The following is a 24,079-nucleotide window of genomic DNA, read 5'->3' as shown; positions in this document are numbered from 1 at the left end:
CATGATGCTGGGCACGAGGCTGCGCACCTGGGCCGTGGGCACCACTTCCCAGAACACGGCACTGCCACAGGTGGTCGCTGTCGACGCGGGTCACGCGATGCTGCTGCACCTTGAGGGACACCTCAACCAGCGCGCGCTGGCGTTCGCCCGCATGATCGCCAAGGACCCCGACCACACCGTGGTCGTGGTGGACGTGCCGCCGGACGGGCCGATCGAGCTGTGGCACGCCGTCGCGGCGCTGCTGGGCCGTCGTCGCGGCGGGTACCGCCTCGTGCTGGGCAAGCACTCCCGGGACGCCGCCGTGATGACCGGCCAGTGGCTGGCCGAGCGGCTCAACGTGCCGGTGCTGGTGCCGGACGGTGATGTCGTGATGGCGCCCGGCGGCGCGCTGTTCAGCTCCGCGCTCAAGGGCGTCGGCTGGGTGCTGTTCAAGCGCGGCCGCGCGCCGCAGCACGACTCGCGCCGCTTTCCCATTCCGGAGTGGACGTACCCGGGCACCGAGCAGATCTGGCAGCCGGGTCCGGTCAGCGTGGTCGAGCCGCTGCCGTCCGGCGTGTGGATCCGGCCGCTGGAGTCGGCCGACGACCAGCGGGCGCTGCTGATCTCCGGCCTGGTGCCGCGGCTGGACCTGATGACCGTGGTGCTGGGCTCGCCCAAGTCCCGCCCGGTGCCGATGAGCGAGATCGCCCGGTTCTGCCACTCGGTGCCGCCGGAGAGCCGCGACCGACTGCGGTTCATCCAGTACGGACCGGTCGAGACGCTGCGTTCCTCGGTGGGGCAAGCGCTTGCGGACCAGCTGGGCGCGCCGGTGACCTTCCATGCGGGCATGCCGTCCACCGCCGGCACGCTGCACGTGGTGTCCCCGGACGGGCAGCTGGGCTGGCGCTCGTTCGCCCGTGAGCTGCGGTACCAGCCGCGTGCCGCGGCCGCCGGCCGGATCCTGCCGCCGCAGCTGCTGTCCCACGACAGCCCGATCGACGGCGCGACTGAGCTTTCTCCCGGGGTTTACTGGTACGCCAACGATGCCGTGGTCGAGATCGTCCAGAGTGGACTGTGGCTGCGGCCGCCGGTGGCCCCGGTCAACGCCGACTTCGTGCGTACCGCCCCGATCGACCCCCGCCACGCCGCCGTGGTGTTCGACACGACCACGCGGCACCTGTCCGAGCGTATGCAGAAGCTGGCCGGCGACCTGATGGGCACGCTGGACCCGGCCATGCGCCGTATGTTCCGCGTGCTGCCGGCCTCGGCCTTCTCGTCGCACGTGCCGACGCTGCCGGCCGCGCGCGGCATGATCGTGGAGAGCGTGCCCGGCCGTTGGACCGCCGGCTCGACGGTGCAGCTGCCGGCCGACACCGGCGTTGAGCAGATGGCCCCGCAGCTGTCGCTGCCGGCTTTGCCCTCGGCGCCGGTGGACGCCCCGGTCGAGGCCACGCAGATCGTGTCGGTCGAGCTGATCGGGGACGCCGACGTCGTCGAGGGCGAGGAGCTGGACGCGCCGACCGTGCACGTCCCGTTCACCGCCCAGGTCGAGCCGGCGGAAACCGTTGCGGCGAAGCGGGTTCCGGCCAAGCCGATCGCGGTGGAGACCGGCACGGAGATCGTGCTGGAGTCGGCGGTCATCGGGCACACCGAGGACATCGTCGAAGACGAGCCGGTGGTCGAGGCGCCGGTGACCGAGGTCCTGGTGACCGAGGCTCCGGTGATCGAGACCGTCGAGGCTCCGGTGGTTGTGCCCGAAACCGTTGCAGCGCCGGGTGTGCAGGTTCTGGTCGCCGAGGCTCCGGTGGTCGAGGCCCCGGTGGTCGAGCCCGACGTCGTCGAGCCGGCGGTCGCGGTCGCCGGGCCGGTGATCGAGTCGCCGACCGACGCCGCCCCCAAGCCGATCATGACCGCTGCCGTGGACGCGCCGCCGGCGGCGATGCCGTCCGGGCTGCGGCTGGAGTCCTCGGTGCCGGACTTCGGCATCGACTTCGCGGCCATCGCGGTGCCGGCCCCGGTGGCAGCCGCCCCGGCCCCCGCCGCACCGCAAACCCCGTCGCCGCAGGAGATCCTGGAGCCCGAGCCGGTCCCGCAGCCGGAACCGGTCGTCGTGGCCGAGACTCCCGTGGCCACCGAGGCGCCGAAACCAGTGGCCGCCACGGCCAAGCGGGTGGCCGTGCAGCCGGTGCCGGCGGCCAACGCCTGCGCGGTGCCGCCGGGCCGGGCCCTGACCGAGGAACGGGCCTGGCTGCGCAAGACCCTGAGCTCCCAGTACGACGTGGCCGCCAGCACGGTCGGCCGGATGCTGTCCCAGGTGCCGGGCCTGCGCGTCGGTGTGGACGCCGACGAGGTGCTGGCCGACCTGGTCGGCGTGCGGCTGTACCTGACCGGCGATGCCGCCGGCGTTGACGAGGCGATCCGCGCGGCCGCCCCCGGACCGCACGTGCCGCTGGCCCGGGTGGTCAGCTCCGGCCTGAAGCGGCTGCCGTCCTACCGTGGCGCGACCCAGCTGTGGGCCGCCGCCGGACCGTCCGAACTGGACTGGTACCGGAACCGTTTGCTGGTCAGCGAATGGGCCTTCCTGACCGCCACCATCAACGGCCGGCCGGCCGCGGCCGGCGAGGTGGAGTTCCGGGTGTGGTCGATGACCGCCCGCCGCACCCAGCTGATCGACCCGTCCGTGGCCGACCAGGTGTTGTTCCTGCCCGGCACCAACTTCAAGGTGCTGGACGTGCGGACCGAGCCCACCCCGGTGGTGCTGCTGCGTGAGCTGTCCACCGCCGAGATCGGCGAGGACGGCCAGGTCAACACCGGCCGCAGCATGTTCGACGACCTGGCCCTCAACGGCCTCGACCAGGCGGCCGAGGCGTGGGCCCAGCCGGCCAAGGACACGGCGCGGCCGACCGCGAGCGCCCCGCCCGGGCTGCTGTCCACCACGCTGGAGAGGACGAGCGCATGACCCGCCAGGTCCTTCAGGTCCCGGGCGCGTTCCGGACCATCGCGGAGGCACTGACCAGAGCGACCAACGGCTCGGTGATCAATGTCGCCGCCGGCCGCTACGAGGAGTCGCTGGCCATCACCGGCGTCGTCACGATCAACGCCGAGGACGGCCCCGGCACGGTCCGGCTGCACTCGGCCACCGGCAGCACCGTCGTGGTCGCGGGTGGCGCGGTGCAGCTGTCCGGTCTGGACATCACGGGCGACGACGCCGAGCTGCCGGTGCTGGACGTCCGGCACGGCGAGGCGGCCTTGGACAACTGCCGGGTCGGCGGCGCGGCGTGGACGGCGGTGCTGGCCCGGCAGACCGGTGTGCTGGCGATGCGGCAGTGCCGGGTGCAGAACCCGACCGGTGCCGGCATCGTGGTCACCTCCGTCGGCAACAGCTCGGTCGAGGAGACCGTGATCGTCGAGGTCGGCTCGTCGGCGATGGTCGTTGCCGAGCAGGGCCGGGTGCAGGTCCGCGGCTGCGTGTTCGACCGGGTCAAGGGAAACGGCCTGTGCGTCAACGGGAACGGCGTCGGCCAGGTCGAGGACACCAGGATCGTCGGCGCCGGCAAGCCGGCCGTGGTGATCGAGCAGGACGGCCGGGCCGACCTGACCCGGGTGTCCATCACCGGCAGCGCCAGCCTGGACGCGTACCTGACCAGCGCCGGCGCGGTGACGCTGACCGAGTGCGAGTTCACCGGCTCCGGCGGCCAGTCCGTGCACATCGCCAACGGCGCCAAGCCGGTGCTGCGGGACTGCACGTTCACCGCCGCCGCCCGCCAGGGCGTGCACGTGACCGGCGGCGCGTCGCCGGTGATCGAGGGCTGCACCATCACGGAGAGCCCGATCGGCCTGCTGGTCGACGCCAACGCCGACCCGAGCGTGCGAATGCTGACCGTGACCAAGGCCGAGCAGTCCTCGGTTCTGGTCAGCGGCGGTGGAAAGCCCCGTATCGACGGGCTTTCGGTGACCGGCGGCGTCCGGGTCGTGGACTCCCGGATCGACCTGCGCCGGGCGCTGGTCGAGCTGGACAGCGGCGTCGGTGTCGCGCTGGAGGGCTCCTCCACCGGCCGTGTCGACGAGCTCAGCGTGCGTACGGGATCCGGCGCGGGCCTGCTGCTCACGGGCAATGCCAACGCTTCCGTGACGTCGGCGGCGGCCAAGGGCTGCCCGATCGAGATCGGCTCCGGCTGCCTGCTGACGCTGGAGGCCAGCGAGGTCTCGGAGGTCAACGGGGCCGGCATCGTCGTCGCCGACGGCGGCACGCTGCGGGCCACCCGCTGCCGTGTGCACCACAATTCGGGGCCCGGTATCGATGTCCGGGGCAGCGGAGTGTCCGAACTGGACAGCTGCGAGATCTTCGACAACGAGGCCGCAGCCCCGCCGGCCCCCGCTCCCGTGGCTCCCGCGCCGGCCTCGGTCGTGCAGCCGGCCGCCCCGGCCGCGAAGCCGGAGCAGCCGCCGCTGCCGCAGGCCGAGGAGGCCCAGCACCGCGGCGACGGCCCGCTGGCCGACCTGCACAGCCTTGTCGGCCTTGACTCGGTGAAGGCCGAGGTCACCGGTCTGATCAACCTGAACCGGATGGCCCAGCGACGTGAGCAGCTGGGTCTGCCGATGCCGTCGGTGAGCCGGCACCTGGTCTTCGCCGGCCCGCCCGGCACCGGTAAGACCACGGTCGCCCGCCTGTACGGCTCGGTCCTGGCCGAGCTGGGCATCCTCCGTGAAGGCCACATGATCGAGGTGGCCCGGGCCGACCTCGTCGCGCAGTACATCGGCGCCACCGCGATCAAGACCACCGAGGTGTTCGAGAAGGCACTGGGCGGCGTGCTGTTCATCGACGAGGCCTACACCCTGACCTCGCAGTCCGGCGGCTCCGGCCCGGACTTCGGCCAGGAGGCCGTGGACACGGTGATGAAGCTGATGGAGGACCACCGGTCCGACATCGTGGTCATCGTGGCCGGCTACACCGACCAGATGGAGCAGTTCCTCGCCTCCAACCCCGGTATGGCCTCCCGCTTCACCAAGACCGTGGAATTCCCCAACTACACGGTGGACGAGCTGGTCACCATCGTGCGGGGGATGGCGGCCAAGCACTACTACGAGCTCGACGACGACGTGCTCAACGCGCTGCACCGGTTCTTCGACAAGACGCCGAAGGGCAAGACCTTCGGCAACGGCCGTGTCGCGCGCCAGCTGTTCGAGTCGATGATCTCCACCCAGGCCTCCCGGCTGGCCATGACCGGCGGCGCGGACAACGAGCTGTCCCGTTTCGCGATCAGCGATGTGCCGCTGGCCGAGGGCGACGACGGCACCGACACGCCCGAGGACAACCTGCCGCCCGGGGCCAGCGCCCGCCGACTGTCCACTTTGGTCGGTCAGGCCGCGGTCAAGGAGGCTCTGCTGGCCCGGCTGACCGGTCTGCTGGCGCTGAGCCGGCGTCGGCAGCCGTTGGGCGGACTGGCCAACCTGGTGCTGGACGGCCCGCTGGGCACCGGCCGCCGCACGGTGGCCCGGCTGTTCACGCGCTCGCTGTCCGAGCTGGGGCTGCTGGCTTCCGGTGTGGTCACGGAACTTCCGCTGTCCGCGGTGCCCGGCCGGTACGACGGCCAGGCCGCGATCCGGGTGCGGGCGGCGCTGGACGCGGCGGCCGGCGGCGCGCTGCTCGTCGACATCGATCCGGCGTTCCTGCGTCGGTCCGACGAGGAGAAGAACCGTGTGGTCGCGGCCGTGCACGAGGTGCTCGGGGCCGCGTCCGACACCGTGCTGCTGCTGTCCGGGCAGCAGCAGCTGATCAGCGCACTGCTCGGCGGCCGGTCGGAGCTGGCCGGCCGTTTCGCCGAGCACCTGCGCTTCACCGACTACTCGCCGGCCGAGAAGGCCGAACTCGTCCTCCGCTGGTGGACCGAGAACGGTTGGCAGGCGGGGGAAGGCGTCATGGCGGCGCTGTCGGCCGGGGCAACGGCCGGCGGCGTGCGCGAGGCGCACCGGTTCGCGGCGGCAGTCGCCGCGAACGCCACCTCAAGGACGGTCACCACGGCCGACCTCGACGGCGCCATGCCGTCGACCGAGGAGCGAAAGGCGGTTCCCGTGCCGGCCTGAAGCGGCACGGACGACCGAGACAACCCCACGTGGTGACCGAGCGCACCACCGAGTTCGAGGAGTGAAACCGCATGGCTTCCGTTTCCAAGGTGACTGTGCAGGAGCTGTACAACACCGCGACCAGCCAGGACGACGCCATCCAGGGCGCGGACAAGGAGCTGCAGAACCTTCAGCAGCACTGCGACACGCTGGCCAGCGTGTGGACCGGGCAGGCCGCCTCGACCTACCACGAGGCCATGAACTCCTTCCAGGACGGCGCCAAGCAGGTGGTGGCGAAGCTGAAGGAGATGCAGCAGACGATGCTGGACACGGCCAAGCTGTACGGCGCGACCAACGACAACATCATCTCGGTCGCCGGCAAGGCCCGCAGCCACACCAGCGGCCTGGGCATCTGAGCCTCCCTCACCTTCCGTTCCCCCTGTAGACCCGTACGAAAGAGGAGACAATGTCCGACTACTCCATGGAACTCCACGTCGTCGAGGACATCTCGCAGTCCATCCAGGCCGTGGCCAACCACCTCAACCAGGTCGGCGAGACGCTGTCGCAGCAGGTCAAGCAGCACACCAACGAGTTCGAGGGTGACACCAAGAACGCGTTCGTCACGGTCGAGGCCCAGTACGAGCAGGCCCACGAGACCATGACCAGCGACCTCGCGCTGGCCCAGCGCGACCTGGAAGACATCCGCAACCACATCCTCGAGGCGGAGCGGGTCGGCTCCTCCAAGTGGGGCGTGTGACCGAAGGAGGTTCGTCATGACGTACGGCACACTCGACGGCAGCACGATCCCGCCGCCACCCCCGCCGCCCAAGCCCGACGCGAAGCCGTTCGACACCAACAACATCCCCGGCTTCACCACGGCGACCGGCACGCCGGACAACCCGAGCTTCACCCCGCCGGACGTGCCCGGCACCAAGGGCGACGGCAAGGGCGGCAAGACCGAGGTCCACACGGCGACGCTGAAGGTGTTCGCCGACAACATCGACAAGCTCAAGGAGCCGCTCAACAACGCGTTGACCAAGCTCCAGGACCTCAAGCCGGTCGAGGCCGGTGACTTCAACACCGGTCACGTCATGAAGACCATGCTCACCGCCAACGACGGCACCGGCATGATGCAGGCCGGTTTCGAGACGGTGCTGAAGAAGACCATCAAGACGGTCACCGACGTGCACGAGGCCGTGGTCAAGATGGCCAAGGACTACGACAACGTCGACGACCTGAACAAGATGACCGGCCAGCAGCTGAATCGGGCTCTGAACGACAGCTGGGTCAGCACCGACATCGGCGCCGTCGGCGACGCCGGTTCGGCGTTCGGCAAGGGTAAGTAGCGGGTCCTGACCGGCTGATGGCCGGTCGCCCGTCCACAATGGACGGGTGGCCGGCCGGCCGGTGTGTAGTCGGTTCAAGGAGCTGGAGCGGAAATGGCTGACCCGAGCGAGACGAACAACAACCCTGGCGAGGGCACGCCCGACGACTTCAGCACCTGGGACTGGCACAAGATCATGACGGCCATCGTCGGCTACTACGGCAGCGCGTCGAACTCGGGCCTGTCCAACCCGCAGTCGCTCAAGGACGCGGCCAACGCGCTCAACTACGTCAAGGGCGCGCTGGAGATGGTCGGCCAGAGCATCCGCGACCAGGCCGACGCCCTGTCCTACGGCGACGACGCGCCGTGGAAGGGCGAGGCGGCCTCCGCCTTCAACACGAAGATGTACCAGCTCAGCCAGAACATCAAGGCCAACGCGCAGGTGCTTGGCGGCGACATCGCCGCGGACAACATCCCCAACCAGGTCTTCCAGAACGGCGTCCGGCTGGACACCGCGATCCAGACCATCCACGCCATCGACCAGTGGTACGCCGACCAGGCCCTGGCCCGCGGGGCCAGCAAGGACAAGAACGGCTACGTCATGGTCCACGAGGACCAGGTCATCGTGGACATGATGACCAATGACATGCGCAAGGTCATCACCAACCTGTCCGGCCACTACGCGGTCACCAACGACGGTTTCACGGCGCCGAGCCCCGACGACCTGCCGGGCCCGAACGACGGCAGCAACTTCAACATCCCGCCGCCGCCCGGTGGCGGCGACGGCGGTGGCAACAACAACCCGTTCGGCGACGGCAACAACAACCCCTTCGGCGACGGCGGCGGTGGCGGCGGAGGCGGCGGGAGCGACTTCAAGCCGCCACCCGTCAACGCGTTCAACGGTGGCGGTGACGGTGGGGGCAGTGGCGGTGGCGGCACCGGTGGCGGCAGCGACTTCAAGCCGCCGCCCATCAGCCCGTTCCCCGGCGGTGGCGATGGTCTTGGCGGCGACGGCCTCGGCGGCGGTGGTGGCGGCGGAGGTGGCCTCGGCGGCAACAACCTGGCCGCGATCCCGCCCCCGAGCCAGTTCCCGGGCGGTGGCGACGGTCTCGGTGGCGACGGCCTCGGCGGTGGCGCCGGCGGCGGAAGTGGCGGTGGGGGCAGCAACTTCGTGCCGCCTCCGGTGAGCCAGTTCCCCGGTGGCCTCGGCGGCAGTGGCGGCGGCCTTGGCAACACGGGCCTTGGCAACAGTGGTCTCGGCAACAGCGGCCTTGACGGGCTGGGCAAGAACAACGACCTGTTCAACGACACCAGCGGCCAGGACGGCAGCGGCCTCGGCAACACCAAGTTCAGCCCGCCGCCGGTCAGCGGCTTCCCCGGCGACACCGGCCTCGGTGGCAGCGGTGGTGGTGGCGCGGGCGGCCTCGGCGACGACAAGCTGGGCGGCGCCGGTGGCGGCGGCCTCGACGACCTCAAGAACCTGGCCAACAACCTGGAGCAGAACGCCCCCAACCAGTTCCCCGGCCTCGGTGACGGCACCGGCGGCGGTCTTGGCGGTGCGAACAACAACCAGCTCGGCGCCGGCGGCATGCCGCCGATGGGTGGCATGGGCGGTGGCATGGGCGGCATGGGGCAGAACAACCCGCCGCCCAAGTCCGACGCCAGCGGCCTGCTCAACCCGACCAAGTTCCCGGGCTCGCTGGACGGCGACGTGTTCGACCCGTCCACGTTGCTGCACGGCGGCGACGGCGCGTCCGGCGGCGGTGGCGGACTGTCCGGTTTGGACGGTCTGAAGGGCTTGGAGGGTCTGGACAACCTGACCAGCGCGGGCGGCGGTGGCGGCGGCGGCAGCGCTGATCTGCCGCCGGTGAGCGGTTTCCCCGGCAGCACCGACGTCAACGACCCGTCGCTGACCGGCGACCATGGCCTTGGCCAGGACGGTTTCGGCGACGGCCTCGGCGGCAACGAGCAGCAGCTGGCGCAGGCCGGCGGCGGCCCCGCCGGCGTGCCCGGTTCGGGCATGCCGATGAGCCCGGGTATGGGTGGCATGGGCGGCGGTATGGGCAACCAGAACCAGGCGCCGCCCAAGTCGGACGCCAGCGGCCTGCTCAACCCGACCGCGTTCCCCGGCGGCGGCATGGCCGACTATGCCGGCGATCCGTCGGTGCTGCTCTCGGGCGGCACCGGTGCGGCCGGCGGCTCCGGCTCGCTGGACGGTCTGGACAACCTGGCCGGCTCCGATGGCGGTGCCGATCTGCCGCCGGTCGGTGGTTTCCCCGGCAGCACCGACGTCAACGACCCGTCGCTGGCCGGCGCGGGCGGCGTCCACGATCTCGGCCAGGATGGCGCGGGCGACAACCAGCAGCTGCCGGCTGGCGGCGGCCCCGCCGGTACGCCTGGCGCACCGGGCGCGGGTATGCCGATGAGCCCGGGTATGGGTGGCATGGGCGGCGGTATGGGCAACCAGAACCAGGCCCCGCCCAAGTCCGATGCCAGTGGCTTGCTCGATCCGACCGCGTTTCCCGGCGGCGGCATGGCCGACTATGCCGGCGATCCGTCGGTGCTGCTCTCCGGCGGCACCGGCGCGGCCGGCGGCTCCGGCACGCTCTACGGCCTCGACGGCACCACGCCGGCCGACGTCACGGAGACCGCGGCCGAGCCGACGCCCGGCATGCCGACGATGATGACGCCGGGCGTGGCCCCGGGGCAGCCGTCGTCGACGCCGGCCGGTCACCGGTCGGACGCGTCGGAGCTGCTCGCGACGGGCAGCGGGGTCGGCGAGAGCGCCTTCGCCGAGGGCCACGGCGGCCATCACCCGGGTAACACCGAGCACATCGGCGTGCCGTCGGCTGAACCGGCGACGCCGCCCGACCGTGTGGCCATGGTGCACGGGAACGACGGGGCCGAGGACTTCACGGCGTGGGAGGTCGGCGGCGCGTCGTCGGCCGCCGTGCTGCCGTGGCTGTTCGGGCGCAAGGGACAGGACGGCCAGGAGGACCTGGCCACCGACGCCCCGGTGGAGGACAACGACAAGTGGGTGCAGGGCGACCTGCGCGGCGTGCCCGCACCGGCCGACGACCAGGCGAAGCTGGCAACCTGGCGGCCTGGGAAGATCATCCCCGGCTCGGCCGAGCCGGAGCCCGAGGTCAGCGGCGCGCGCAGCTCGTTCCACGTGCCCGACCCGAACGCCGAGCCGGAACCGGAGCCGGAGCCGGACTCGGCCGTCGCCGAGGGCGAGGAGCCCGAGGAAGAGCCCGAGCGGACCTCGGCCGACCTGCTCGACCGGCGGTCCGACCAGTGGGACAGCCGCGGCTCCGATGTGCCCGGAGTGCTGGGATGACCGTGATCGTGGTGGAGAGGAGCTGACGATGTCGGAGTACGACGACGCCGTCCAGAAGCTGATGGCCGACTACCAGCAGCAGCTGGAGAAGCTCGGTGAGCACCAGCGCAAGATGTCGGAGCTCACCGGGGTCGGTGTGTCGCAGCGCAAGCAGGTGTCGGTGACGGTGGGCGCGCAGGGACAGCTGATGGAGCTGAAGTTCCTGACCGACTCCTACCGGGACATGGCGCCGACCGAGCTGTCGAACCTGATCATCGACACCTTCAGCACGGCTCGCGACGACCTGATCAAGCAGCAGCGTGAGCTGATGGCGGCCAACGCGCCGGCCGGCGTGAACGTGAGCGCGCTGTTCGGATCGGACGCCGACCTGACCAAGGCCATGCCCCGCAACCCGTTCATGTCCGACGAGCTGCGCGAGTACGTGGACAACGGGCGCATTCCCGGCGTCTCCGACGACTGAGAAGTTCTGACCGGCCACCCGACACAGGAGGTTTCTCATGGCCGACGACAAGGTGTCCGTCAACACCGAGGGCATGGCGCCCGCGGTCGACGGCTTCAAGAGCCTGGGTGACCGGTTGGTGCAGATCACGTCCAAGCTGGAGCACACCCTCGACAGCCTCGGCACGCCGTGGGGCAACGACAAGAACGGGCACGCCTTCTTCAAGCAGTACGGCACCGCCCGGGACCAGACGCTCACCGGCGTGACCGACATGGCCGACGTGGTGCACAGCGTGGGCGAGGGCGTGCGGCAGATGATCGACGCCTACGAGAAGGTGGAAGAGCACAACCAGGAGCTGGCCCGCAAGATGCAGCTGCGCCGCGAGGGCGGCGGCGACGGCGGTGGCGGTGGGGGCGGCGGTGGTGGTGGCAGCTACGGCGGTGGTGGCGGTGGCGGGGGCGGCAATGGCCCCGGCAACACCAAGAACCTCAGCGTGACCGGCGACGACAAGAAGGTGCCGCTGGAGCGCGCGACCCGCCGTGAGCTGACCAGGCAGACGCCGGCCGAGCCGTTGCAGCCCGCGCTGCGCCGTGAGGCAGAACGGATCCCGGCGACCGGCGAGAACGGTGAGCCCTTGGAGCCGTTGCGGCCGGCGCTGCGTGAGGAGCTCAAGCCGGCGATCCCGTCGAAGCCGGTGCTGGCCACGTCGAGGGACGGCGTGCCGCTGGAGCCGACCGAGCGCCACGACCTGTTGCCGCGTACCGCGGAAGTGCCGGCCCGTCCGGTCGAGGACGTGTCGATTCCGGCCGAGAAGGGGAAGTTCGTGAAGTCCGTTCCGGCCGAGCCGGCGGAGTTCATCCCCACGACTCCCGGCGTGCCGGCCGAGGGCCGGTTCGCGGCGGCGATTCCGGCCGAGCGGGGCGAGTTCGTCCCGCAGACGCCGGGAGTTCCGTTGACCGACGCGAAGTGGTCCGCCGCCGAGCCGGGAACGCCCATGGGGCACCTGCTTCCACGTGAGGGCGAGGCGCTTTTGCCGGCGGAGAAGGGCATTCCGGCTGAGCCGCTGCACCGCGCGGACGGCATTGCGACGCCGCCCTCCCACGTGCATGCGCCGCATGCGACTTCGCGGTTCGTGACGGAGCCTGCGCCGGGCGAGGTGACGTTGCCCCGGCACGAGGGTGTGCCGGGGGAGCCGTTGCACCGTGCAGACGGTGTCGCGACGCCGCCGTCGCACGTCAACGCGCCGCATCCGACGGCACGGTTCGCGCCGGGCGAGGCGACGTCGCCGAGGCACCGCTCCGAGCCGGTCGGTTTCGCCGAGCTGGAGCCCGAGATATTCCTTCCCGCCGAGCCGGCGATCCCGGCCGAGCCGGAGAAGTAGACCTGACTGCGGTAGGACAGTGAAGGGCAGACCATGAGTCTGGAGATGCCGTCCGAGCTCGACTGGCTGTTCAAGATCGTGGCCGGTCAGGCTTGGCCCAAGGGCGACGAGGACAAGCTGCGCGAGCTGGCGCGCGCGTGGACCGAGTTCTCGACGTCCGTGCACGACATCTCCGCGGACTTCGAGCCGTACTTCCAGATGGTCACGGGCAACGCGACCGGCTCGGCCGGGCAGCAGTTCGCCGAGTTCGTCAAGCAGATGCACCAGCAGCTGCCGGCCCTGGTCGACGCGGGCGCGCAGATCACCAAGCTGTCCTACAAGACCGCGCAGCAGGTCGAGTACTCCAAGTACATGATCATCGGCCAGCTGGTGCTGCTGGCCGCCGAGCTGGCCTGGGCCGTGGCCAACGCGGTGTGGACGTTCGGCGGGTCGCTGGCCATGGAGCCGGTGTTCATCGCCGCCACCCGGTTGACCGTCGGCATGATCCTGCGGCGGTTGGCCATGGCCATCGCCATGGGCGTCATCTCCCAGGTCGCGCTGGACGTCGCCATCCAGCTCATCCAGAAGCTCAAGGCCAAGGACCCGGGTGAGTTCTCCTGGAACCTGCAGAACACCGGCATGGCCGCCGCGATGGGCGGCCTCGGCGGTCTGCTCGGCGGTGGCCTGCACATCGGTCTGAACAAGGGCATGTCGCGGGGCTTCGGCGACAGTGTCGCCGGTCTGTTCACCAACGCCGGTCTGACCGGTCTCGGCATCACCGGCATCAACGTCGCCATGGATCCCGAGCACGACACCGAGGACCTCGGCTACGGCGTCACCTCCGGTCTGGCCGGGGCGATCGGCAGTGCCATCGGCGGCGGCCGTGGCGGTCGCGGCGCGCACGGCGGCGTGCCCAAGATGGGCGAGATCCACGTCGGCAACGTCGACGGCGTGCACTTCGACATGCCCAACATCAAGGATGATCTCAACCTCGATGTGCCGCCGCCCAAGGAATCCCTTGGCCTCGGCGAGGGCAACGGCAACCACAGTGGACTGTCCGGTTTGGAGAGTCCGCCGTCCGGCGTCGGCGGCAGCCACACCAGCGCTGGTGGTGGGAATTCCGTCGGTGGCAACAACTCTGGCAGCCACACCGAGGTCGGCGCCCCGCCGCCGGCCAACACGGGCGGTAGCAACACCGGTGGCCACAACACGACGGTGAATCAGCCGCCGCCGACCAACACGGGCGGTGGCAACAACACCGGTGACCACAACGCCACGGTCAACCAGCCGCCGCCGGCGAACACGGGCGGTAGCAACACTGGTGGCCACAACACGACGGTGAATCAGCCGCCGCCGACCAACACTGGCGGCAGCAACACCGGCGACCACAACACTACGGTCAACCAGCCGCCGCCGGCGAACACGGGCGGTAGCAACACTGGTGGTCACAACCCGACGGTGAATCAGCCGCCGCCGGCGAATACCGGTGGTGGCAACAACACCGGTGACCACAACACCACCGTGAGCCAGCCGCCGCCGGGCAACGCGGGCGGTCATGGCCCGGCCGTCAACCAGCCGCCCCCGGTGCGCAACGAGACCGGTGGGTCCTCGAACGTGCCGCCGTCCCAGCATCAGGAGACGCAGCACCAGGACGGGCCGCAGCAGAACCAGAACGTCCCGCCGCACGAGACCGCGCAGCCGCCGGCCCAGCACAATGCCCCGCCGGTGCAGCACACCGCGCCGCCGGTCGAGCACGACGGCCCGACGGTGCAGCACGACAACACGGTCCAGCACGACAACACGGTCCAGCACGACAACACCGTGCAGCACGACAACACCGTGCAGCACGACAACACCGTGCAGAACAACGCCGGGCAGCACGAGTCCGTGCAGTCGCCGCCGCCGGTGCGGCAGGAGACCGGCGGATCGAACGTGCCGCAGCGCGCGGACACGCCGCACGACAACGTCCAGACCCATGACACGACCTCGCAGGAGAACCTCACCGACCACGGCGTCCGGCCGCCCACGCACGACGGCGGTGAGGTCCGCTCCGCGAGCGACGACCACGAGAACACCCAGCACCAGAACCAGAATCAGAACGTCGCACCGCCGGTCCCGATGGGCGGCCACCACGACGGCCCGACCCGGGGCGACCGCAACACGGGCACGGGCGGCGACCGGCAGACGTCGACGCCGCCGCCGACCCGGGGCACCCAGCACGAGACGCCGACCGGCAACCGTGGCACGGACAAGCCGGTCGCGACCAGGACCGACGACGTCAAGTCGGAGACGGGCAAGGGCAAGCCGGACACCACGGCCAAGGACGCTCCGAAGATCGCCACCGAGAGCAACGCCCCGGCCCGCACTCCCGGCGACACCCACGACCAGACTCAGGTCCACGACCAGACCCAGACCCACGACCAGACTCAGGTCCACGAGCAGACCGAGGAACACGGCCCGACCCAGGAACACGGCCCGACCCAAGAACACGGGTCGAGCCAGGAACACCAGCAGGAGCAGCACTCCCAGGACCACGAGCAGCGGCCGCAGGATCACGAGCAGCGGCCTCAGCAGCATGAGGAGCAGCACGAGGTTCCGCCGCAGCGGCATGAGGAGCGGGAAGAGCTGCACCAGCGGGTGCTGCGGGCCAAGGACGAGTTCAACGCCCTCGACAACGAGACCAGGAAGCACTACCTGGACGAGGCGTCGAAGATCATGAACGGCCGGCACGAGGCGCCGCCGATCAACCGGCGCGATCTCACCCCGGACCAGCAGGCCCACGCCAAGCTGCTGGACGACATCCGCAGCGCGGTGGCCAACGAGCTGTACGTCGACCGCAACCGGGCCAACCCGACGCACGACGCGCGGCAACTGTCCGAGCATGCCCGCGACGTCTTCGACACCAGGCTGAAGGAAGGCGGCCCGGGCGGCGGTCGGGACTTCTGGAAGAAGCTGTTCGGCTCGTCGAACGACGCCGGCCCGTCCAACCGGCCGCCGGAGCACACGCCGGTCGAGGACTTCCACCCGTTGCCGGAACCGGAGACCGGCGACAAGTTCGTGTCCTCCGTCGAGCACGGGCTTGACGAGCACGGCCTGCCCAAGCTGGACGAGGAGACGCTCAACAAGTTCACGCCGATCGGCGACTTCAAGCCGTTGAAGCTCGAGGGCATCGGCGACTTCGTGCCCAACCTGATGGACGCGATCCAGCACCAGGTGCCGCCGGCCCCGCGCCCGCACGACCTGCGCGAAGGTGAGTGGTCCTCACCCAAGCCGCACGAGGAGGGCCCGCTCTCGTACGAGAGCATGGAGAAGGACTTCGGCATCACGCGGGACAACCAGAAGCGGTTCCGCGACTTCGCCGACCGGTTCAACGTGGTGCTCGACGTCCGGCCGAGCAACCCGGATTCGGTGCGCTGGCTGGAAAAGGGCGCGGTGCCCAAGCCGGTCGACATCAAGGCCAAGACCATCAACAAGTACGACGTGCACCTCGGGGCCAACCCCGACCACGTCGGGCTGGTCGGCCTGTTCGAGCCCAAGCGGCCTTCGCCCGACGAGTTCGCCAAGCTGCCCAAGCAGGACCAGGACATCGTCAACCAGCGGTTCGACGACCGGGCCAACGAGTACAAGAACTTGAAGCCCGAGCTGGACAAGTACACCGAGCAGAACAAGTTCCGGGTCACCGACGGCGTCGTCGAGGCGCACACCCAGGACGGCAGCTACCGCAAGGTCACCGGCGACCACGACCTGTTCCACATCCGCCTCCTCGACGACGGCAAGCCGTTGCCCAAGGAGGACTACGACAACGTCGTCTGGATGCTGACCAACCGCGGCTCCGGCGTGCAGCACGGCGCGCACATGTACTGGAGCCCGAACGGCGAGTTCCAGCAGAAGATCTTCGACGACATCGCCAACAAGCACAGCGAGTCGCACACCCGGCCCGAGCCGCTGATCCGCTTCTTCCCCGGCGAGCGCCCGGAACTGGTCTACGCCGACCACAACGCGACCGGCGGCGGCAAGTCCGGCCACGACGCCCCGCCGCCCCCGCCGCACGAGCCCGGCAGTGACCACGGCAGCGGCAGCAAGGGGTTGGGGGACAAGGGCACCACCGAGCGCGACGCGCCCGGCGCGAAGGACACCGAGCCGGGCAGCAAGGGCCTGGGCGACAAGGGCTTGGGCGGCAAGGACACCGCCGGCCGGGACAGCGAGCAGCACGACCACGCGCCCAGCGACAAGGACCACGCGCCCGGGTCGAAGGGCCACACCCCGAACGACAGCGAGCACGTCCCCAACGACAAGGAATCCGCCCCGGTCGACAAGGGGAAGGGACGGGCGGTCGACCACGAGCAGCCGTCCCGGCACACTCCGGCCGAAGCGCCGCAACCGAAGGGCGGCCGGAGGTTCGAGGATCTGCCGGCGCACAGCGGGCAGCAGGGGCACCGGGACCGGCAGGCGGACTTCGACCGGAAGCACAACGACGAGTTCACCGAGCCGCCGCCGGTCAGGGAGCCGATCGAGAAGTCGTCGGGGCCGGAGCCGAAGGTGGTCCGGCCGCGGGAACGCGTCGCGGCGGACTTCTCGGAGGCGGTGCAGAAGCTGGGCCTCAAGCCGTACCTGAGCGGCGGCGCGGCGCTGGGCTTCCACGGGGGGCTGCGGCCGATCGGCGACCTGGACTTCCGGGTCGCCGGCGACAGCGGGATCCGCAACTTCGACGACGGCGGCCGCGGCGCCGGCGTGCTCAAGTCGATCAACGAGACGGCCATTCCCGGCAAGGTCAACGAGTACCGCAACGACCTGAACAAGGGCAACGTCGAGCGCGGCGGCCAGCTGGACCAGCTGCGGCCGGTCGGCTCGCCGCTGACCATCGGCACCGACAACTGGTTCGGCCACGAGGTCAGCCTGTCGGCGGTGCCGGGCAACCGCCCGCACACCGAGTCGATGGACCCGGGCGGCCACGGCCGGCCGATCGACGTGCTGTCGCTGGAGGATCTGCGCGCCGACAAGGCGAAGACGATCCTGACCCGCACCAAGCACGGCGACGACAGCGTGAAGAAGGTGGCCCAGGACCTGATCGACTTCCTGGACGCCTCGCACCTGATCAACACCAAGCCGGGCCACAACGGCGGCGACATCGGCCACCACGTGGACACCGCGCTGGGCGACCGGGTCAACGAGTACAAGGGCGCCAACCTCGACGGCTCGAACCTGCATCACCTGCCGGACAAGCAGGTCCTGGACCTGATGAAGGCCCGCCTGGTCGAGACGGCCAAGGCGCACGTGCAGAACGGCCCGCGGGCCGACGCCTTCCACGACATCATCCGCAAGCGCGAGCAGCAGATCGAGCACGACCTCAACGAGGCCAACAAGGCCTTGGAGGAGGGGCTGCCGCCCAAGGGCAAGTCGGCGGCGGAGCTGTCGCACGAGCTCACGGAGATCCAGGAACGCCGGGCCAGCCTGGAGGAGCAGCTGGTCAAACTGTCCCGTTTGGACACCGACCCGGCGGCGACAAGGGCGATCCGGCCGTGGATGAAGGAGTGGAACGACCCGGCCAGCTTCGGGCCGCCGTCGCGCTCCCGCAACGTGCACGGCCCGGCCCACGAGCAGGGCCCGCGCGACCTGTCGCCGGAGCCGTACTCGCGGCCGCAGACACCGGTGCACGACATCCTCGACAAGCACGCGCCCGACGTGTCGGACAAGCTGCACGAGGTGCTGCCCAAGGCGTCCGAGCACGCCGAGAAGGTGGCCAAGGTGTTGGCCTTCTCCAAGGGTTTCCGGTCGCTGTCCGACAGCAAGTCGGAGGCGCAGACGCTGGAGTCGTTCGACCTCACCAAGGCCCAGTTCGGCAAGGCCTACAACGAGCTGCACAAGGCCGGCCTGGTCGAGCCGTCCGACGCCGGCCTGCACCTGACGCCCAAGGGCTTCGACCAGCTGGTGCCGACCACGGGCCCGCACAAGGTGCCCGACCCGACGCACATCCGCCCGCACGACGTCGTGCCACCGCCCGCCCGGTCCGAGCCGGCCGCCGCGCCGCCCCGCCCGGCCACCACGACGGCTACCCGCAGCGATCACGGCGGTCACCTGCCCGGCCGTGACCAGTGGGGCGACCGCAGCGACAGCGCCCGCCCGACCCGGTTCGTGTCCGAGCGGTTCGACCCGGCCAAGTCCATCGCCGAGCAGTTCCGCGGCGACCGGTCCGGGCTCAAGGACGGCGAGCTCGACGGCGCGATGCAGCACATCCGCTACGACGTGCGGCGTTTCGAGTCCAGCCCGGGCAAGTGGGTCCGCGAGTTCACGGTGCCGCTGGACCTGCGCTCGCAGAGCGGCTCCGTGTCGCACGAGGACCGCGCCGCGATGGCCGCCGACCTCCAGCGCCATCTCGACGAGACGGTCAACCACCGCTACAACCTGCCGGGCAGCGGCGACCAGCTGCACGTGACCGTGGATGCCCGGTCCAGCAACGACAAGGACCAGCACTGGCGCACGCACGACCTGCTCGGCGTGCCGGTGAACGTGCACGACAGCCGGGTCGACAAGGCCCCGCCGACCAACCAGACCAACTGGGACGTCCGCGATCCGCGCACCGGCCTGACCCACGAGATCATGCACTTCATCGGTCTCGGCGAGGGCTACAAGAACGACAAGCTGCTGTTCAACCGGGACGACGAGCCCGGCGTGATGGGCCGGGACGCCTGGTCCGACAACACGATCACCCGCGAGAACCTGGGCAAGATCGAGGACATTTCCAACCAGGCCAACGTTCGGGACCACCACCTCGGCGACGACGCACCGCCGCCGCGCGAGGAGTTGGACCGCGACACCCTCCCGCCGGCAACGGAAAACGACCGCCCGACGCGGCACACGCCGGCCGAGGTGATCACGCGCGACGACCGCGACATGCCGGGCGCGTTCGAGCAGCATGTCCCGGGTGATCCCCGCGAGCAGGAGCCGCAGCCGTTCCAGGAGCACCAGCCGAACATGGACGGCATCGGACTCGTGGAGTCCGTGCTGCGCAGTTCGGCCTTCCAGCACGCCGATGTGCCCGGCGCGACGCCGTTCGCCAACCGCGAGAACGTCAAGTCCGCCACCGACACCGTGCTGTCCAACATCAGGCAGAACCCGGACCGCTTCGCCTTCCCGGGGCTGGGCAACCGCGGCCTGTCCCGCTGGGCGGCCGATCACGTCGGGCCGGACGGCCTGGAGCGCGTCGCACCCGACCTGCGGCCCAACCGCGAAGGTCTGACCGATGACGCCCACACGCGGCAGTGGCGCGATGCCCTCACGCACGACCTCGAAGGCGGCTCGGCGCAGCGCTGGCAGTCGGTCCGGGACACGCTGCATGACGGGCCGATGTCCCACGGGGACAAGGAAGTCCTCAACCACGTCACCGATACGGTCGTCAACGAGCACCACCTGCCGACCTCGGCCGACCTGCTGACCAAGGGCCTGGAAACGCCCTCCTGGCACTCGTCGCACGTCGGCCAGCACCTGCCCGACGCCGTGGCCCACGGCCTCGGCGCGCACGTGGTCGTGCACGACGGCGAGACGCAGACCCACCACGGCCCGGACAACGCCCCGCACGTGGAGGTCCGCCAGCGCGACGGCCAGTTCTCCGCGCTGGGCCAGCCCAACCGTGACGAGATGCGGGCCGGTCTTGACGCGTGGCTGTCCGGCAAGACCACCCGCGAGATCGGCGAGCACGTGGCCGACATCGTGCACGGCGGCCAGGACAAGCGCGTTTTCGATGCCGTGCAGCGGATGCAGACGCTCAAGCGCGCGGTCGAGCACCCGGGCGGCCCCAACGAGTTCGTCCGCGACCTCACGTCCGAGGCCAACGGTTTCCGGGACCGGATCCGCAAGCTGGAGTCCGAGGGCAGCGCCCTGCCCAAGTTCATGCAGGGCAAGGAGACCCAGCGCTCCGAGCAGCGCCGGCAGCAGCAGATCGACGATCTGCGGCAGCTGCTGGACGACCGCAACAAGCGGATCACCCAGCTGCGCTCGGAGTCGCACACGCTCGGCCTGATGAACCTGGTCGACAAGCACGTCGAGGGCCGCAACGCCGACGGGCTCGCCACCCTCGGCGGGCACCAGATCGTCAACCTCGGCGAGCACCTGTCCAAGCAGGTCTCGGCGGCCGAGAAGGCCGGCTTCGACGCCTCCCACCTCAAGTCGCTCAACGACCGCGTGAGCAAGGAGATGGAGGTTCGGACGCTCTACAGCAAGGTCTCCAAGGACGGCGTCGAGAGCCTGCGCAAGATCCAGGAGGACTACGAGGTCGCGCTGCGCAACACCACGGAGGGCAAGGAGTCCCGCAGCGGCTTCCTGCACATGTTCTCCAGCCTGTTCGACGAGCGCACCCGCCAGCAGGACGACGAGCTGGAGGCCGACTTCCAGAAGGCCCAGCACGGTGTCGACGAGTCCCGGCGCCAGCTGGAGCTGATCGACCATCCCGATTATCGGGAGCGGTTCGAACGGGCCGAGGACAACTTCCGGACCATGCAGAAGCTGCGTGGCATCAACGCCCGCTCGCGCGGCGTCCAGGAACGCCAGGAGGCCCGGGCCGAGCAGGCGATGATGGCCCTCGTCGAGCAGCGCCGGCAGGAGGAGATCGAGCGCCAGCAGGCCGAGATCGCCGAGATGCTGGCCGACGCCGAGGCCAAGCAGCGGCAGCTGGACGAGCAGCTGGCGCACGACATCGAGCACGGCGCGATCGAGCGCCAGCAGCAGGAGATCCAGCGCGAGCTGGACCGGATGCAGGCCGACCAGGACCGGATCCAGGAGCAGGCCGACCGCAACCGGCTCGACGCGGCGCTGGAGCGCCAGCAGCACGAGTTGGACGAGCAGCTGTCCCGCGCCGAGCGGGAGGCGAACATCGCACCGCCGCGGGATCTCACGCCGCGGCAGGAGTTCCGCGCGTTCGAGGCCTCGCTGTACGGCAAGAGCGTCGAGGAGCTGCGGGAGCTCGACGAGGTGCACGGGGACGACCCGTTCCGGCACCGGGCCATCGAGCAGATGATCGACAACCACGCGATCTCGCAGAAGCCGGGCGGCATCGAGCAGCACCTGCGCGACCTCGAGCGCGAGGCCGAGCACACCCGCCGCCGGGCCGGCGAGCTGAGCAAGGCCACCGACCTGCTGCCGGACGCGTTCAAGTCCGAGTTGACCCGCCGCGACCAGGCCGACCGCGAGCGGCAGCAGTCCGAGCTCAAGCACCACGTGTGGCGGCTCAACAACGAGATCGAGCGGCTGCGGCACGACCGCAACGGCGCGATGACCACGCATGCGTTGTCGCTCAACGACGATCCGCACGCGCCGGGCTGGGACCGGTTGACGCCCAACGACTTGCTGGCGGTCGAGGACCACGTCAGCGATCTGATCCACGACGCGCAGCTGGGCGGCCACCCGACCGAGCACCTGGAGCGTCTGTTCGACCGGGCCCGCGACATGCGGGTGGTGGACCGGATTCCGTTGCCGGCAGCGGATTCCCAGCCGCGGCCGCACGTTCCGAGCCATGACGCCGGCCATGAGACGCCGCCGGCGCGCGAGCCCGTCGCCGACCATGAGCCAACGCCGGAGCCGCGGCCGTTCATGCGGTCGGGGTCGGACACCCGATCCGAGCACACGCCCGACGCCGACCTGCACCTGCCCGGCGGCATCCACCCGGTGGCCGAGGGTGGCCTGCGCTCGTTCGAGGCGTCGCTGTACGGCCGCGACCGCGCGGAACTCGAAGAGCTCCAGCAGCGCTACGCCCACGACCCGGCGCGCACGGACGCGATCAAGCGCATGGTCGACCTGAACCGGGCCGGCGACTACGACCACCGGATCCAGACCGCGCGCGAGGGCCTGCGCGACGCCCAGAACCGCCGAAACCGTTGGCGGCTCACCGATGTCGTGCCCAACGCGCTCAAGAACGACACCATGCGGCGCGAGCAGGCCGCCAACGACCAACGCGTGCAGACGGCGCAGGACCGGCTGACCAAGCTCACCAACGACCGGGACGCCGCGCTGACCGTGCAGGCGCTGCGGCTGCCCGACGACCCCGGCGGCCGCGGCTGGCGGGACATGAGCCGGGCCGACCTGGAGTCCGTGCACGAGCACGTCCAGCAGCAGATCCATGACGCGCGGCAGGGCGGACACCCGGTCGAGCACCTGGAGAAGTTCCGGGACTTCACGCAGAAGCTGCGCGAGGACCGCGGTTACGTCGCCGTGGATGAGCCTCCGCTGCCCCACGAGGTGCACCAGGGCGGCCGTCACGAGCCGGCCGAAGCCCCGCCCCGCCCGGACGAGCACGTCGAGGACCACGTGCCGACCCCGGAAGAGGAGAAGCGGGCCACGCAGGACGCGTGGCGGGAGGACTTCAACTTCCGCCGGGCCCAGTTCGGCGAGCTCGACGCCCACGAGCAGCGGCACTGGCTGCGCGAGGCCGGCGAGATCATGGCCGGCCGGCACGAGTCCCCGCCGATCAACCGCCGTGAGATGACGCCGGAGCAGGCGGCCAGGGCCAAGACGCTGGACGACATCCACACCGCAGTGGCCCAGCGCCTGTACGAGGACCGCAACAGCCGCAACCCCAGGGAAAGCGCGTATCGGCTCTCCGAGAACCTGCGCGACGTCTTCGACACCCGCCGCACCGAGGGTGGCGTCGGCGGCATGAAGCGGTTGCGCCGCCTGAGCAACGCCCTGCGGCCGTCGACCAGCTCCGGCCCGCAGCACGCCTCCACCAGCAACCACCCGTCCACCAGCAACAACGGCGGCCGGCGGCCGTCGATGAGTGGCCCGCGCCCGACCTCCGACGGCAGTTCCCACAGCAGCTGGTCGGCCGTCGACGCCCCGTTCGACGACCTGAACCGGCCGGTGCACGGCGTCACCACCGAGCGGGCGATCAGCTTCGTTGTCGGCGATCCCAACATGTTCGCCAACGAGCGCCGGTTCGTCGGCGACCTGTTCCCGGACCTGGCCAACGTCAACCCGAACTACGCCAACGACCGCCGGGCCCAGGTCAACTGCAGCTCGGCCGTGGTCGCCGTCGACTCCGTCCTCAGTGGACGGCCGGCGGTCGCCAACATGCACGAGATCCCGCACAACGACGCCTATCGCGGCGACCTGGACCTGTTGGCGCGCAACAACGCCAACTACCGGCCGGTGCGCGGCTTCGACGAGGTCGTCCAGCAGATGCGGGGCAACCCCGACCACCGCGGCCTGGTCTGGTTCCAGAATCCGGACGGCACGGCGCACGTGTTCAACGTGGTCAACACCGACCACGGCGTCGTCTTCCTCGACGGCCAGCGCAACGGCCTCGGCATCCTGCCGCACAACGCGCGGGACATCCAGTTCGCCCGCTACGTCGACACGCCGACGCCCCGCCGCAACTTCCTGAGCCTCGGCGGCGACCAGCGCGGTCGGTCGACCTCGATCTCCGGCGGTCACGGCCGCAGCAGCTCGCAAGGCCCGAACGACCGGGTGCAGCAGGGTCCGCTGCCGTCGCAGCGGCAGAACCAGCTGTCGTCGCGGATCCGGCACCTGGAAACCGACATCCCGAAGAAGCAGGGCCGGCTGGAGGAGCTCACCACCCAGCGCCAG

At 70.6% G+C, this 24,079-nt stretch carries 9 protein-coding genes (1 of these 9 running past the window's edge); all 9 read left to right on the top strand.

Going from position 1 to position 24,079, the window contains the following annotated elements:
* Nucleotide 1: 1 nt before the first annotated feature.
* Nucleotides 2-2,938 (top strand): hypothetical protein, encoded by a 2,937-nt coding sequence (locus M3Q35_RS19365; RefSeq protein WP_273943296.1) that lies wholly within the window; start codon nt 2-4, stop codon nt 2,936-2,938.
* Entirely contained in the window at nt 2,935-6,063 is a 3,129-nt protein-coding gene (locus tag M3Q35_RS19360; RefSeq protein WP_273943295.1) for a right-handed parallel beta-helix repeat-containing protein, read from the top strand. Before M3Q35_RS19365 ends, M3Q35_RS19360 begins: the two co-directional genes overlap by 4 nt.
* 71 nt (nt 6,064-6,134) lie before the next feature.
* Nucleotides 6,135-6,458, top strand: a complete 324-nt coding sequence (locus tag M3Q35_RS19355) for a WXG100 family type VII secretion target (protein WP_273943294.1) — start codon at nt 6,135-6,137, stop codon at nt 6,456-6,458.
* A gap of 50 nt (nt 6,459-6,508) precedes the next feature.
* Nucleotides 6,509-6,799 carry a WXG100 family type VII secretion target gene (locus M3Q35_RS19350; protein ID WP_273943293.1) on the top strand — a complete coding sequence of 97 codons (291 nt, stop codon included), beginning with the start codon at nt 6,509-6,511 and terminating at the stop codon, nt 6,797-6,799.
* Nucleotides 6,800-6,815: 16 nt separating this feature from the next.
* Complete coding sequence (locus M3Q35_RS19345; RefSeq protein WP_273943292.1) at nt 6,816-7,388, top strand: hypothetical protein; 573 nt, start codon at nt 6,816-6,818, stop codon at nt 7,386-7,388.
* Nucleotides 7,389-7,481: 93 nt separating this feature from the next.
* Nucleotides 7,482-10,706, top strand: coding sequence for a WXG100 family type VII secretion target (locus M3Q35_RS19340; protein WP_273943291.1), 3,225 nt, complete (start codon nt 7,482-7,484; stop codon nt 10,704-10,706).
* A gap of 28 nt (nt 10,707-10,734) precedes the next feature.
* Nucleotides 10,735-11,166, top strand: a complete 432-nt coding sequence (locus M3Q35_RS19335) for a YbaB/EbfC family nucleoid-associated protein (RefSeq protein WP_273943290.1) — start codon at nt 10,735-10,737, stop codon at nt 11,164-11,166.
* A gap of 37 nt (nt 11,167-11,203) precedes the next feature.
* Nucleotides 11,204-12,526 (top strand): hypothetical protein, encoded by a 1,323-nt coding sequence (locus tag M3Q35_RS19330; protein ID WP_273943289.1) that lies wholly within the window; start codon nt 11,204-11,206, stop codon nt 12,524-12,526.
* A gap of 33 nt (nt 12,527-12,559) precedes the next feature.
* Nucleotides 12,560-24,079, top strand: partial view of a WXG100-like domain-containing protein gene (locus M3Q35_RS19325; RefSeq protein ID WP_273943288.1) — the 5' portion only. Its footprint extends 23,940 nt past the window's final position; only the first 11,520 of its 35,460 coding nucleotides appear in the window; it begins with the start codon at nt 12,560-12,562; its stop codon lies beyond the right edge, outside the window.

It is taken from the genome of Kutzneria chonburiensis, assembly GCF_028622115.1.
GTDB classification, from domain to species: domain Bacteria; phylum Actinomycetota; class Actinomycetes; order Mycobacteriales; family Pseudonocardiaceae; genus Kutzneria; species Kutzneria chonburiensis.
Note: the sequence above shows the minus strand (reverse complement) of the source record. Positions and strands in the feature narration are given on the sequence as shown.